Source organism: Tautonia sp. JC769 (assembly GCF_040717455.1).
Classification (GTDB): Bacteria; Planctomycetota; Planctomycetia; order Isosphaerales; family Isosphaeraceae; genus Tautonia.
In genome coordinates this window covers 39,605-54,271 of record NZ_JBFEFH010000016.1, presented here as the reverse complement: position 1 = coordinate 54,271, position 14,667 = coordinate 39,605, and the positions used below count along the sequence as shown (strand labels likewise).

9 protein-coding genes are annotated in these 14,667 nt (G+C 70.2%); 7 read left to right on the top strand and 2 right to left on the bottom strand.

The genetic code is table 11. The annotated features are described in order from the left end of the window. Window positions 1-17 precede the first annotated feature (17 nt). On the bottom strand, window positions 18-2,438 hold the full coding sequence (locus AB1L88_RS16215) for a DNA topoisomerase IV subunit A (RefSeq protein WP_367097721.1): 2,421 nt from the start codon (window positions 2,436-2,438) through the stop codon (window positions 18-20). Window positions 2,439-2,717: 279 nt separating this feature from the next. Between AB1L88_RS16215 and AB1L88_RS16210 the strand changes: the two genes are divergently transcribed. After that, window positions 2,718-4,328 (top strand): ATP-dependent DNA ligase, encoded by a 1,611-nt coding sequence (locus tag AB1L88_RS16210; protein WP_367097720.1) that lies wholly within the window; start codon window positions 2,718-2,720, stop codon window positions 4,326-4,328. 318 nt (window positions 4,329-4,646) lie between these two features. Then, window positions 4,647-5,087: a ribosome-binding factor A gene (locus AB1L88_RS16205; RefSeq protein ID WP_367097719.1), complete on the top strand. Its 441-nt coding sequence runs from the start codon at window positions 4,647-4,649 to the stop codon at window positions 5,085-5,087. A 117-nt stretch (window positions 5,088-5,204) separates the two neighbouring features. On the opposite strand, the gene AB1L88_RS16200 is transcribed toward AB1L88_RS16205, so the two are convergent. Then, complete coding sequence (locus AB1L88_RS16200; protein ID WP_367097718.1) at window positions 5,205-7,250, bottom strand: SulP family inorganic anion transporter; 2,046 nt, start codon at window positions 7,248-7,250, stop codon at window positions 5,205-5,207. 608 nt (window positions 7,251-7,858) lie between these two features. On the opposite strand from AB1L88_RS16200, the gene AB1L88_RS16195 reads away from it, so the two are divergent. The 5 genes from AB1L88_RS16195 (at window position 7,859) to AB1L88_RS16175 (ending at window position 14,585) form a co-directional block, all read left to right on the top strand. Next, the gene (locus AB1L88_RS16195; protein WP_367097717.1) at window positions 7,859-8,761 is read left to right on the top strand and encodes a hypothetical protein; all 903 of its coding nucleotides are present in this window, start codon (window positions 7,859-7,861) and stop codon (window positions 8,759-8,761) included. Between the two features lie 832 nt (window positions 8,762-9,593). After that, the gene (locus AB1L88_RS16190; RefSeq protein WP_367097716.1) at window positions 9,594-10,259 is read left to right on the top strand and encodes a hypothetical protein; all 666 of its coding nucleotides are present in this window, start codon (window positions 9,594-9,596) and stop codon (window positions 10,257-10,259) included. Window positions 10,260-10,500: 241 nt separating this feature from the next. After that, on the top strand, window positions 10,501-11,958 hold the full coding sequence (locus tag AB1L88_RS16185; RefSeq protein WP_367097715.1) for an arylsulfatase: 1,458 nt from the start codon (window positions 10,501-10,503) through the stop codon (window positions 11,956-11,958). 790 nt (window positions 11,959-12,748) lie between these two features. After that, window positions 12,749-13,189: a hypothetical protein gene (locus AB1L88_RS16180; protein WP_367097714.1), complete on the top strand. Its 441-nt coding sequence runs from the start codon at window positions 12,749-12,751 to the stop codon at window positions 13,187-13,189. Window positions 13,190-13,385: 196 nt separating this feature from the next. Further along, window positions 13,386-14,585, top strand: coding sequence for a glycosyltransferase (locus AB1L88_RS16175; protein WP_367097713.1), 1,200 nt, complete (start codon window positions 13,386-13,388; stop codon window positions 14,583-14,585). Window positions 14,586-14,667: the final 82 nt, after the last annotated feature.

Below are 14,667 nucleotides of genomic sequence, written 5' to 3'. Positions count from 1 at the left end.
CGAGGTCTCCCAATGCCTTACGAGCGCTCCTGATCCACCTGATCCATCGGCGGTACGGGGGTCGCCTCGGGCAAGACGACCTCGGCGATCGACCCGCGTTGCATGATCGCGTACCCCTTGCCGCCCCGGCTCGTGACGGGATACTTCGACGCCCGCAGCGATTGCACCGCCCCTCGGCTGGTGCGGACCTCCAGGCCGTCCCCCTTCGCCCCGGCCAGGGTGAAGCCGAGCACGCGGTCCTTCGCATCGAGCCGGATCGCGCTCACGCCCTTGGCCACCCCCGACACCACGTTCGCCTCATCGACCGGGAAGACCAGGATGCGGGCCGATCGCGTCACCAGGCAGACATTCTCCGACCCGTCCGACGCCTCGACCCCGATCACCGCGTCGTCGGGATAGCTCGCGTCGATCCTCACAATCCCGCGCCCCTTCTTGGTCGACACCGGGGCCACGTAGCTGAGCGAGAACCGCAACGTCTTGCCCCCGGCCGTCACCGCCACGCCGTACGGCGGCGGCGAAGTCTTGCCGTCACCGTTGCTTGGGCCGTGGCCGTCGCCGTTGCTGCTGCTGCCGGGCTGCAAGTCGGCGTCGAGATACCCCTGCCGGGCCTTGCCGTTCTTCGACGACGGGGCCCTGGGCGTCGGCACGCAGCGCGGGTCGTGGCAGACGACCCCCACAATCGCCTCGCGGTCCTCGAACGCAAACTGCCGCTGGATCGGCTCGCCATGGCCGGTGGTCAGGGCGATGTCGTTGACGCGGAGCGTGTACGCCACCCCCCGGGTCGTGAACAGCGTGAGCGTCTGCCGCGCCCGGCAGCGGAAGACCCAGCCCACCCGGTCCTCGTCCCGCACCCGGATGCTCGCCACGTCGGTGAACGACTTCTGCCGCTTCACCCAGCCGTCCCGGGTGACGATGACCCAGGCGTCCTCGTCGACGATGTAATCTTCCTCGCGGAACTCGACCGTCTCGACCGGCCCCTCGATCGCGGTCCGCCTCGCATCGCCGTATTTCCGGACGATCGCCTTCAATTCCTCCCGGATCAGGCCCCATCGGGCCGACTCGTCGGCCAGCAAGCTTTGCAGCTCGGCCGCCCGGGCGCGCCGATCCGCCAGCTCGTCGAGGATATCCTGGATCTCCAGCTTGCCCAGGCGATAGAGCTTCGTCTCCAAAACCGCGTCGGCCTGCAGCTCCGACAGGTCGAACCGCGAAATCAGCTTCGGCGCGGCGTCGGCCTTGCCGTCGCTGGCCCGGATGATGGCGATCGCCTCGTCCAGGTTGTTGAAGACGATCGCGAAGCCTTCCAGGATGTGAATCCGCCGCAAGACCGCGTCCAGCTCGTGCTGGAGCCGCCGCGTCACCACCTGCATCCGGAAGTCGAGGAAGTGGACCAAAATCGACTTCAAATCGAGCCGGGCCGGCACGGCCACCTCGGCCTCGGCCGCCGGTTGCAGGCAGGTCAGGTTGACGTTGAAGTTGTTCTGCAGCGGCGTGTTCTTGAACAGGTACGCGAGGGCCGCGTCGGCGTTCGCGCCGGGCTTCAGGTCCAGCACGATCCGGATGTCATCCGTGCTCAGGTCCTTCACGTTCGTCAGTTGCGGCACCTGCCCCCGGCCGATCAGGTCGCCGATCCTGAGCACCAGCGGGTCCTTCTCGACCCCGTACGGGATCGACGTGATGACGATCCGGTTCGGGTTCTCCGGGTCGGCCTCGTACGTCCCCCGCAGCTTGATCGTCCCCTGGCCGGTGGCGTAAATCTGCCGGATCTCGTCGCCGCTGTTCAAAATCACGCCGCCGGTCGGGAAGTCGGGCCCCTGGATGTGCCTGAGCAGCTTCTCGACCGGCACGTCCCGGTCCTTGTCGAGCAACGCGATCAGGGCGTTGCACACTTCCTTCAAATTGTGCGGCGGGATGTTCGTCGCCATGCCGACCGCGATGCCCGACGCCCCGTTGACCAGAAGGTTCGGGATCTGCGCGGGCAACACAATCGGCTCGTCGGCCGTCGAGGCGTAATTCGGCCGGAAATCGACCGTCCCGTCGCGCAGCTCGCTGAGCAGCTCGGTGGCGATCGGCATCAGGCGGCATTCGGTGTACCGCATCGCGGCCGGCGGGTCGCCGTCGATCGAGCCGAAGTTGCCGTACCCCTCGACCAGCGGATACCGCAGGCTGAACGGCTGGGCCATCCGCACCTGGGCGTCGTAGATCGACTGGTCGCCGTGCGGGTGATAGCTCTTCATCACCTCGCCCACGACCGCGGCACTCTTCACGTACCGGCTGTCGCTCGACACCCGCAGGTCGGCCCACATGGCGTACAGGATGCGCCGCTGGACCGGCTTCAGGCCGTCGCGGACGTCGGGCAGGGCCCGCGACGTGATCACGCTCAGGGCGTAATTCAGGTACCGTTCCCTGGTCGCCTCGGCCAGGGGAACCACCTCGATCACCTCGTCGCGCCCGGCTCCGTCGCCCTGGGCCCCTCGATTCGATTGCCGTTTTCGGGCCATATCCGCCTCGTGCTCAGACGATCGGGCACGCCCGGCCCGCTCAGTCCCTCCCTCAATCCGTACTCTACGATAATACGATCGGCCGACCAGTGCAATTAGGTTGAGTGTACAAAATTATCGTGTTCGCGTCGGGCGTCTCACAGAAGCGCCTGGCCCCGGTCCTACAATCCATCGGCCGAGCCCGGGTCGCCTCCTTGAATCTCGCGGTCGGAACCCTCCATGAAAGCCTTCGCCGACCTCTACACGTCGCTCGACGAGACGACAAAGACCACCGCCAAGGTCGAGGCCCTGGTCTCCTATTTCGCCCAGGCCGACCCGAGCGACGCCGCCTGGGCCGTCTCGTTCCTCATCGGCCGCAAGCCCCGCCAGGCCGTGCCGTCGAAGAAAATGCGCGAATGGGCCGCGGCCGAGGCGGGCATCCCCGACTGGCTCCTCGGCGAGTGTTACGACGCCGTCGGCGACGCCGCCGAGACGATCGCCCTCTTGCTCCCGCCCCCGGAATGCTCCAGCGACCGGCCCCTGGCCGACTGGATCGAGTCCGTCCTGCTCCCGCTCCGAAATCACGACGAGGCCACCCAGCGGCGCATCCTCCTCGACGCCTGGCGGGCGATGGACCATCCCCAGCGGTTCGTCTGGAACAAGCTCATCAGCGGGGCCTTCCGCGTCGGCGTTTCGACCCAACTGGTCACGCGAGCCCTGGCGAAGCTCGGCAAGCTCGAACCGGGGACCGTCGCCCACCGCCTGATGGGCGACTGGACCCCCTCGGCCGACTTCTTCCGATCCCTCCTCGACCCCGACTCCTCCGACTCCGACCTCAGCCGCCCTTATCCCTTTTGCCTCGCCCACCCGATCGACGAGGCAGGGCAGGGGGGGCCGGCCGGCCTCGGCGACCCGGCCGACTGGCAAGGCGAGTGGAAGTGGGACGGCATCCGCTGCCAGCTCATCCGGCGATCGGGCGAGACGTTCCTCTGGACCCGGGGCGAGGAACTCGTCACCGACCGCTACCCCGAGCTGGCTGGCCTCGGGCCGATGCTCCCCGACGGCTCGGTGATCGACGGCGAGATCCTCGTCTATCGCGACGGGGCCGTGCAGCCGTTCGCCCAGCTCCAGCGGCGGATCGGGCGCAAGACGGTCGGCAAGACGCTCCTGAACGACGTGCCGGTCGCCCTGTTCGCCTTCGACCTGCTCGAAGACGGCGGCGAGGACATCCGGTCGCTCCCGCTCCGCGAACGCCGCGCCCGGCTGGCCGACCGCGTCGCCGCGGCCAACGTCCCGAACCGCCTGATCCTCTCGCCGACGGTGCAAGGCGACTCCTGGGGCTCCCTGGCCGAGGCCCGCGCCGCCAGCCGCGACCGCCTGGCCGAGGGCCTCATGCTCAAGCGCCTCGACTCGATTTACCAGGTCGGCCGGGTCCGGGGCGACTGGTGGAAGTGGAAGATCGCGCCGATGACCGTCGACGCCGTGCTCACCTCCGCCCGCCGCGGCTCCGGCAAGCGGGCCAGCCTCTACACCGATTACACCTTCAGCGTCTGGGACGAATCCGAGCGGCTCGTCCCCTTCGCCCAGGCCTATTCGGGGCTGACCGACGAGGAGATCCGCCGCGTCGACGCCTGGATCCGACGCCACATGGTCGAGTCGTTCGGCCCGGTCCGCACCGTGACCCCCGAGCTCGTCTTCGAGCTGGCCTTCGAGGGGATCCAGCGCTCGACGCGGCACAAGTCCGGCATCGCCGTCCGGTTCCCCCGCATCCTCCGCTGGCGGACCGACAAACGCCCCGCAGACGCCGACCGCCTCGAAACCATCCGCGCCCTGCTGCCCCCCATCTCCTGACGCCGACCATCACCTCCCGGGTTGATCGCCCACCGTCGCGAGCTAAGATGATTTCCAAGCAGGGGCAAGGGCGATCCCCGAACCCGATCGCGTCCGATCGTTTCTGATCATCGACCGCGGCCCGGCCATCTCCAAGGCCCGCACTGTGCAATTGCTCGGTTCGCCGGGGGCGACCCCCCTGGAGAGCCGACCAACCAACCGTCCCTTGCCCTGCCCCTTGATCGTCGAACCCCGGCGCGTCGTGGTCCCCGGCAATTGGCCGGGAAGTGCCATGCTCCTCCGCTCTGCTCCGCCCCGCTCCGCGAGAGGGAAGTTCCCATGCCCCCGCGCAAGAAATCCTCACCGGGAAGCCGTCGAGGCGGCCGGCGTCCGTCGGATGGCCTGGTCGACCCGAGAGACGTCTTCGCCCCCGGCTCCGGCCGATCGGCGCCTCGCCCCAGCCGCAAGGCGATGCAGCTCTGCTCGCAGGTCCAGCGCACCGTCGAGCAGGTGATTCTCGGCGATCTCGACGACGAGGTGCTCCGCAACCTCTGCGTCCTGGCCGTCGAGCCGGCCCCCGACGAATCGCGATTGCTCGTGACGGTCGGCCCGTTCGCCTCGAACGTCGAGATCAATCCGATCCAGGTGATGGAGCACCTCGGCGCCGCCTCGGCCCACATCCGCACCGAGGTCGCCGCCGCCATCACCCGCCGCAAGGTGCCGACCCTGGTCTATCAGGTCGCCCAGCCCGGCCCGATCGACGCCCCCCCTCCCGGCTGACTCGACCCCGCGACGGACTGACGAACGCTGCCATCGGGCCGCGAGCGAGGGCCGGGGGCGTTTCGCTCGAACTCGACCCCGGCCCGCCGGTCACAATGCATTGCCCCTCGGGATCGATCAATGCCCGGCCTTGCCGGATCGATTGACGAGGTCGTCCGGCAGGGTGGCCTTCGGGGCCGTCGGGCCGGCCAGCGCATCGCGGCGGAACTTCGCGTGGAGCGATTCCCAGTCGATCACCAGTTTTCCGCCGCCGCTCTGGTGCTGGCTGGCCCACGAGGCCAGCAGGTCGAGGCAGGCGTGGTCGATGTAGGTCAGGTGCGTCAGGTCGACGTGCAGCTCCGCGTCGCGGGGCACGCGCTCCAGCTCGGCGGCAAGCCTCGGCAGCCGGATGAACGTGGCCGCCCCTTCGAGCGCGATCACGGCCTTCTTGCCCCCTTCGGTGACGTCAAGCTTCGTGTTCAGGTGCGAGAACGTGTACAGGAGCTTGATCCCCGAGAGGGCGATCCCGACGACCACCCCCGTCAGCAGATCCTCGACGACGATCGTCAGGACCGTCGCCGCGTAGATCAGCACCTCGCTGAGGCCGTACTGCCGCAGGCTCCGGATCGCCGCCAGGTCGACCAGCCGGTAGCCGATGTAGACGAGCATCGCCGCCAGGCTCGCCGTCGGGATCAGCCGCAGCAAGCCCGCCAGGCCGACCACGAACACCAGCAGCCACAACCCGTGCAAGATCGCCGACAGCCTCGTCTTCCCCCCGGCCTGGATGTTGGCCGAGCTGCGCACGATCACCCCCGTCATCGGCAACGCCCCGAGCAGGCCGCAGATCATGTTGCCCACCCCCTGCGCCGTCAGCTCCCGGTCGTATCGGGTCCGAGGCCCCTGGTGCATCTGGTCGACCGCCGTGGCGCAGAGCAACGTCTCGGCGCTGGCGATCGCGGCGATCACCAGGGCGCTGGACAGCAAGGCCGCCCACGGCGCATCGGCCAGGACCTCCCAGCGCGGCAGCGACACCCCCTCCAGCAGGTTCGTCGGCACCTCCACGTACAGCACCGGCAGCTTGAGGACCGTCGTCAGCGTGGTCACGACGACGATCGCCAGCAGCGTCGCCGGGACCACCTTCCATCGCCTCGGCGCCAGGCCGTCCCAGAGCACGATGATCAGGATCGTCAGCAGGCCGACCGCGCCGGCGATGTTATGGCTCTTCAGGTCCGCGAGCAGCTCCTCGAGCGATTCCAAGGCGGCCTGCTGGCTCTCGATCGCGTCGTATTCCCTCCCCTCGGCCAGGTCGCCGGCCGCGGCGGTCGCATCGCCGATCGCCTCGGCGACCGCCTCCTGCACGTGGTCCATCCGCGCCGGGTCGCCGTCCAGTGCTTCGAGCTGATGGAGGACCGGCTCGAGGGATTGCAGGTCCGCCACGATCGCCTGCTGCTCGTCGGCCAGCTCCCGCAGGGCGGCGATCTCGGCCTCGTGCAGCTCCGGCGGCTCGGCCTTCCACTCCTCCATCGTCAGGTGATTGGGCAGCCGCTCGGTGGTCTGCTGCTGGAGCCGGGCCTGCCTGCGGTGCAGCTCGCCGATCTCCCGCAGCTCCTGCGTCCGGAACGCCCGTTCCTCCTCCATGCCCAGGTCGGGCCAGACCATCCCCTTTTCGATGGCCTGGGGGATGGTCAGCAGGTTCTCGATCCCGCTCCCCTTGGGCGCGTCATCCACCATCACGTGGAACTGGCTGGCGAAGATCAGGATGCCGATCCCGGCCAGCATCCCCTTGATGACCGCCGGCGACACCGCCCGGAACCACTGGCCGAACCGCAACATCCCCGCCACCAACTGCACCGCCCCGGCGATCAGCACCAGGAGGCCGAGCATCTCCAGGCCGTGCTGCCGGATCGCGTCGTAGACGATCACCGTCAGCCCGGCCGCCGGCCCGCTCACCTGCAAGGGCGACCCGGCCAGCGTGCCGACGACCAGGCCCCCCACGATCCCCGTGATCAGGCCCGACGCCACCGGCGCCCCCGACGCGATCGCGATCCCCATGCACAGCGGCAAGGCCACCAGGAAGACCACCACCGACGCCAGCAGGTCGCTCCCGAGCGTCTCCCAACGCTTCGGGGCCGATCGCGGAGGCGGGGGCGAATCAGGCGAGCGCGATGAATTCGATTGGCTCATGGGGTCTCAGTCTCGATCTCGGCGCAAACTCACAGGACCACGCGTCCCCGCGTTTCCGTCTTGCTCGTCCTCCCCCGGCCGGGAATCACCGGGCCCGGCCGGCCCCGGCCGGCAATCGCCCGGGGGGACGAAGGTCCGTGTGTCAATCACGACCCGAACATCCGCAGTGCCGGGCCTCGATCCTCGCAAGAACCCCCGATGCAAACAAGGCTTTATTCGAATCGCCCCGGCGCGTTTCGCCCCCGTTCGATCCGGGGGCGAAACGCGGGGCGATGGGCCCGCCCCCGGTTCGAGGACGCCCCGCCTCGGTCTCGCCCGTCCTGCTGTCCAATGAACATTCGTCGCGACTTCGACGCTCGCCGCCCGGTCGGCCGGCGAGATCCGCCGCCCGCGCCCCCGAGGGTCAGCGGCCATCGCCGGGCCCGAATCGGCGCAACCCAATCGACGTGATCGCCCGGTCTGACGTACAATGGTTCATTGAGATCGGGGCGCCCCGATCTCAACAAATCGCTCGACCCCCGGCTCACGTCCCCTCGCCTCTCGTTCGTCCCGGTGTGAGTGTGAGCGTCGATCGAGCCTCGCGGACCCACCGGAGGGAGGATAGATCCATGCGACGGCTCCTCATCCTGCCGTTCTGCCTGCTGATGGTCGGGTCGGCCTCGGCGCAGAGTTTCGCCCCGCCGCAGTCGAGGGCCGCCGAGCCTCCCCCGCAGCAGGCCCGCGTCGCCCCCTTCGCGACGCGAGACGGCAACCCGATGGAACTGAACACCGGGCTCCTGAACACCGGGATGCCCGTCCCCGCCCCCGCCGGGGCGATGGCCGACGCCGCCGAGGTCCCCGGCCTGATCTCGGCCCGGGTCCCCACCGCCGGGGCCCTGGTCACGGTCCCCCCGTCGGCCGTCGCCTCCGGCGTCCGACTCTACACCTACACCAATCCCCGGGGCGGCCTCGAATCGGTCGCCTACGACCCCTCGACCGGCGCGACGATCGTCTACGACCAGACCGTCTCCTACAGCCTCCAGAATCGGATGCTCCGGGCCGGACAGGGGGCGACCCCCCGGATCGGATCGAGCGCCGCCGACGGCATCGTCAACAACCCGAGCTTCAGCCTCCAGCCCGGCCGCGCCGACCCCCAGAGCGGGATCCCGCTGCTCAACCAGGCGTTCCCCTCCTATAACTCCCGGTCGAACCTCGGCCTGGGCAGCACCCCGACCTACGGCACCCCCTCGTCCTTCTCCGGCACGCCCATGAACGCCCTCGGCCTCGGTTCCGGCTCGGCCGCCTCGGCCTTCTCCGGCACGCCGATGAACACCCTCGGCGGCGGCGGCGGCCCGATCTCCTCCCCATTCTCCGGCACCCCGATGGGGACCATCGGCAGCACCCCCTTCGGCGGCTCGACCGGCGGCGGGAGTTCGCTGGGCGGCGGCGGGTCGCTCGGCGGCGGGTCGCTCGGCGGTGGCTCGCTCGGCGGCGGGTCGCTCGGCGGCGGTTCCCTGGGCGGCAACCCCTGAGCGAGCGCCGGGCCAGAACGGTCGGACCCGAGAGCGCCCGCCCATCGGATCGCCAGAACCTCTCGATCGGCCCATCGGTGACGCGGCGATCGGCCCGCGTCGAGCGGCCTCGATGGCCCCGCCGGGCGATTCCAGGCAACCCGACGCCTTGCCCGCGGCGGCCCATTGCTGCTTCCACCCTCAACCGAGGCGATGCGTCGTTTCCCGGGAGGCCCGGTGGCTCGCCAACCGGGGTCGCGGAGCGACGGGAGACCTCAGCGCGGCCCCCCGCGGCCTCGTGCGGCTGCGCCGCCCCGATTGGCGAGCAATCGGGGCCACCCGGGACGCGACCATCGAGGGTGGAAGCGGTGCAACGGTGCGTCTCGCGGGCGATCTCGTCATTGGAGCATACGCGAAGCGGGACTCGTCCTCGGATGGATTCGATGCGCGTCGGTCATTGGCGCAACCGGGAGGTCCTCCCGAGGGAGCCGGGGACATCCCATCTTGCCCGAAACACCGCAGATCACCCCAAGGGTAAGGCCGCCGGGCACGCGATCTGCACGAGTCCAGATCCCCCAGGCCAGCCAGACCGTCCGGCCGGCCTCGCTCGAAAAACCCCCGAGAATCCCGCAACCGCGATTCGGAGCCTGATTCGGCCAGACTTCCGGGGCGAATCGATCTTGCGAGACCGGACAATTCGACCGATTTTCCGGAACTTTAGCAAAATCACTGGATCACCCAAACTCTAGAAGTTATATACTGGAGCAGACCTCGGCTCCGGGTCGCGGCGGTTTGGCTCCGGGTCGAAGGTAGTCGAGTCAGGTTTCTGATCAACACGAGGAGCGCGCAGCAAATGTCCTTCCGAACCATCCTGGGTGCCGCGGCCGCGGCCGCCCTTGTTGCTTCGTCGGCCCACGCCCAGTCGAAGCAGATGCCAACCCCGCAGGCCCCCGGCAAGGCGGCCCCGGCCGCTCAGGCTCCGGTGGCTCCCTCCAAGGTCGCCCCCGCCCCCGCCCCCGCGCCGCAGGCTCCTGCCAAGGCCGCTCCGGCCCCGCAGGCCCCGTCGAAGGTCGCCCCGGCCCCGGCCCCCGCCCCGCAGGCTCCTGCGAAGGCTGCCCCGGCCCCGGCCCCGCAAGCTCCTTCGAAGGTCGCCCCGGCCCCGGCCCCGGCACCGCAGGCCCCGGCCAAGGCCGCTCCTGCCCCGGCCCCCGCGCCGCAGGCTCCTGCCAAGGCCGCTCCGGCCCCGCAGGCCCCGTCGAAGGTCGCCCCGGCCCCGGCCCCCGCCCCGCAGGCTCCTGCGAAGGCTGCCCCGGCCCCGGCCCCGCAAGCTCCTTCGAAGGTCGCCCCGGCGCCTGCCCCGGCCCCGCAGGCCCCGGCCAAGGCCGCTCCTGCCCCGGCCCCTCAGGCCCCGGCGAAGGCCGCTCCGGCTCCTGCCCCGGCCCCTCAGGCCCCGGCCAAGGTCGCCCCGGCCCCGGCTCCCGCCCCGCAGGCCCCGGCCAAGGCGAGCGGCCAGTACTGAGTGGCCCACCCGGTCATTCCGGCAACACTCCGCTCCATCGTCTCGATGCGCCCAGTCCTGGAGATGCGATCTCCGGGGCCTGGGCGTTTCTCGTTGCGCGTCCCTCGGCCGATCGGGTGACGCGACGGCGGTCAGCGCCGTATCATGGCCGGTCATCGAGTTCGCTCAAACCCGCATTCTTGACCGCGTTGGATCGCGAGAGTGACCTTCGCCCCGCTCTCGCGGACTCGGAGCGCCCCCCATGAGACGAGTCGTCGTCACCGTGATCGGTTGCCTGCTGTTCGCCGCACCCATCCCGGCCGCCCCGACCTCGCCCGATCCCTCCCGGCCGCACGTCGTCCTGATCCTGCTCGACGACCTCGGGTTCGGCGACCTCGGCTGCTACAACCCCGGGGCGAAGACCGTCACCCCCCGCATCGACCGCCTCGCCGCCGAGGGCCTCCGCTTCACCGACGCCCACGCCCCCGGCTCCGTCTGCGTCCCCTCCCGATACGGACTGCTCACCGGCCGAGACCCCTGGCGCGCCGACCTCGACTGGCAGGATCGGGCGATCATCGAGCCCGGCCGCCCGACCCTCCCCTCCCTGCTCCGCGACGCCGGCTACGCCACCGCCATGGTCGGCAAGTGGCACCAGGGGTTCGACGGCGGCATCGACTTCTCCTACGACCGCCCCCTGGCCGGCGGCCCCGTCGATCGCGGCTTCGACACCTTCTTCGGCATGCACGCCTCGCTCGACATCCCGCCCTATTTCTACATCGACGGCGCCTTCCCCGTCGCGGCCCCGACCCTCGCCATCGACGACCACTTCAGCCCCGCCCCCTGGTCCCGCATCCAGGGGGCCTTCTGGCGGGCCGGCCCCATCGCCCCCGGCTTCGTCATGGAGGAGGTCCTCCCCCGCTTCACCGACGAGGCGGTCGCCGCCCTCGACCGCCTCGCCGCCGACCAGCCCGACGACCCGAGCTTCCTCTACCTCGCCCTGACCGCCCCCCACACCCCCTGGCTCCCCGACGCCCGCTTCCTCGAACTCGGCGAGGCCGGTCTCTACGGCGCCTTCGTCGCCCACGCCGACCACGAGGTCGGCCGGGTCCTCGACGCGATCGACCGCCTCGGCCGCCGCGACGACACCCTGGTCATCCTCGCCAGCGACAACGGCCCGGTCTGGAACCCGGCCGACATCGACCGCACCGGCCACCGCGCCGCCGGCCCCTTCCGCGGCATGAAGGGCGACGCCTGGGAAGGCGGCCACCGCGTCCCCTTCCTCGTCCGATGGCCCGGCCAGGCCCCCGAGGGCCGCACCACCGACGCCCTGCTCAGCTTCACCGACCTCCTCGCCACCCTCGCCGCCCTCGTCGGCCGCGACCTCCCCGACGACGCCGCCGAAGACAGCCTCAACCTCCTCCCCGTCTGGCGCGGCCAAACCCCCGACGGCCCCCTCCGCGACACCCTCGTCACCCAGTCCTCCTCCGGCGTCCTCTCCGTCCGCCGCGGCCCCTGGAAGCTCATCCCCACCCTCGGCAGCGCCGGCTTCTCCACCCCCCGCCGCCTCGACCCCGAGCCCAACGGCCCCACCGGCCAGCTCTACCACCTCGCCTCCGACCCCTCCGAGCACCACAACCGCTTCGCCGACCACCCCGACATCGTCGCCGACCTGACCGCCTTGCTCGACCACCTCCGCGACTCCGGCCGCTCCCGGCCTTGATTTTGTGTGACTGGACCTCGGATTTCTCCCGATCTTATCACTGGGGCGTCGTCCCTCGTGGAGCGGGCTCCCAGGCTCCGCCGCCGGCAACGAACGCCTCCCCCCGCCCGGCGTGCGCCCCGATCCCCGGAACGGCAACCGACGCTCCTCGACCCTGGCATCGATTCAGAGACAATCCCGAAACGAACCGAGTCTCGATGACGCAACTCCTGGCTCCGCAACCACAAACACCTCATTTTCTCCGGCGCACCGGGGCGCACCAGGCCCCGCCCGGCCTGCGCACCGGCTCGACCTGCGTCCCGATGTTCGGCCTCGGCTCCCGGGCGGTCATCGGGGAGCCTTCGCCGTTGTCCGCCCCCCCCGCGATTTCCCGAAACGAATCGACGCCTCCTGACGCAACCCCTGATTCCGCAAGGACAAACCCTCGATTTCCTCCTGCTCGAATTGGCGCACCAAGCCGCGCCCGACCGGCGCACCGGGCGCCGGAGCGGACCATCGACCGTCTCGGCTCCCGCACTCGTCCCGACCGGCTTCATGGCGCCGGATCGACCCCTCGCCGCGATTTCCCCAAACGAACGGGGCCTTGATGACGTAACCTTGAATGGGGTAAGCAGAAACCGAAGGAGTCGCCCCGTCTGATCCGGCGCACCGAACCGCGCACCCCGGGCGCACCGGCCCCGGTGGCCCCGGATTCTGGTTGTCGCCGACGCCGCAGCCGATATGATGACATGACCGACCAGAGAATGGACCCGCACCCACCTCGACGCCACAAACGCCCATGATTGCCCGGATGGTTCTGGCCCTGATGACCGTCGCCCCTCCCGTCGCCGCCGACGAGGCGACGGAGGCACGCACCGTGACCCTGACCGGGACGGTCCTCCGCCTGACCGACGCCATCGAGCCGCTCGGCGTGACCACTCCCCAGGGGCCGATCGCCGATCAGGTCGTCTTGCGGGGCGAGGACGGCTCCCTCCTGCCCTTGCTCTACAACGTCGGCAGCCGGGCCTTCTTCGAGGACGACCGGCTCCGCGACCGGTCGGCCGAGCTGGTCGCCCGCCGGATCGAGGGGCTCCCGTACCTCCAGGTCCTCTCGGCGAAGATCGCCGACGACTCGGGCGACCTGCGCACGCCCGAATATTACTGCGACATCTGCACCATCAGCGTCCGATTCGATCAGCCTTGCCCCTGCTGCCAGGCGCCGATGGAGCTCCGGTTCAAGCCCGAGGATTGAGCGGCCGCCCGTTCGGCCGGCCCTCCGGCCGAACCAGGAAGGACGCACGGGCCTGCGGCGATGGTCGCCGCGCCCGGATTCCGAAATCCCGACGTCCCCCAGGCGAATTGCTCTTCGTTCCGTCCCGACCCGATTCGATGCGACTTGCCCTTGGAGTCCCTCCCCACCGTTGGCGCAAACCGCCAAGGATCGTCCGATGATGAGCGGTGGTAGCCTGTTACTGATCGCGGCGGCCAGCGTGGCGGTGTTCACCACCCTGGCCTCGTGGCTCTTCCTCGTCCTGATGACCCGCCGGAGCCGTCGTCGGCACCTGCCCGACCACACCCCGCCGGTCTCCATCTACAAGCCGCTGAAGGGGCTCGACGAGGGGCTCGAAGACAATCTCCGCAGCTTCTTCCGGCTCGATTACCCGACCTATCAGCTCCTCTTCTGCGTGGCCGATCCCCAGGACCCGGCCATCGACGTCGTCCGCCGCCTCCTGGCCGAGTTCCCCCGCCACGACGCCGAGCTGATCATCGGCTGCTCCGTCTTCGGCCTCAACCCGAAGGTCGAGAGCCTGGCCATGATGGACCGCGTCCGCCGCCACGACGTCATCCTCATCTCCGATTCGAACGTCCGCGTCCGCCCCGACTACCTCCGCGAGACCGCCTGCTACCTGGCCGAGCCGGGCGTCGGCCTGGTCACGAACCTGTTCACCGGGGTCGGCGAACGCTCCTTCGGCGCCGCATTGGAGAACCTCCAGCTCAACGGCTTCGTCGCCGGCAACGTCGCCTGGGGCAACGCCATGGGCCTGACCTGCGTCGTCGGCAAGTCGATGCTCCTGCCCGTCCGGGTCCTGGAGGCGATCGGCGGCTTCGCCGCGGTCCGCAACCTGCTGGCCGAGGACCAGGCCATCGGCATGCGCGTCCGACGCGCCGGCTACACGATCCGCCTGAGCCACCACGTCATCGAGAACGTCAACCGCTCCCGGAGCCTCCGCTGGTTCCTGAACCGCCACTCCCGCTGGTTCAAGATCCGCCGCCAGATGGCCGGCCCCCTGTTCGTGATCGAGCCCCTGGCGAATCTCTCGACCATCGCCCTCGCCTGGGCCTTCTCCGACGTCTCCGGCATCGCCTGGGGCGGCCTGCTGGCCCTGATCAGCCTCGGCATCCTCCGCGACGCGGCGCAATCGAAGCTGCTCCGCGGCCACACCCCGAGCCTCAAGACCCTGGCCCTGAGCCCGATCAAGGACCTGTTCCTGATGCCGATCTGGTTCGACGCCCTGATCAACCCCCGGGTCATCTGGCGCGGCAACCGCCTGATCGTCGGCCGCTACACCCGGCTCCGCCTCGCCCGCGTCCCCCGCAACGTCCACGTCCGCGTCCGGAACATCCGCCGCCTCCGCGCCCGCGGCTGATGCCCTGACCCGGCTTCCCGCCCGGCCTCGCTCCGGGCGCCTCCCCGTTCGTCCCCCTTTGACCGTCCCCACCAAAGGAGAC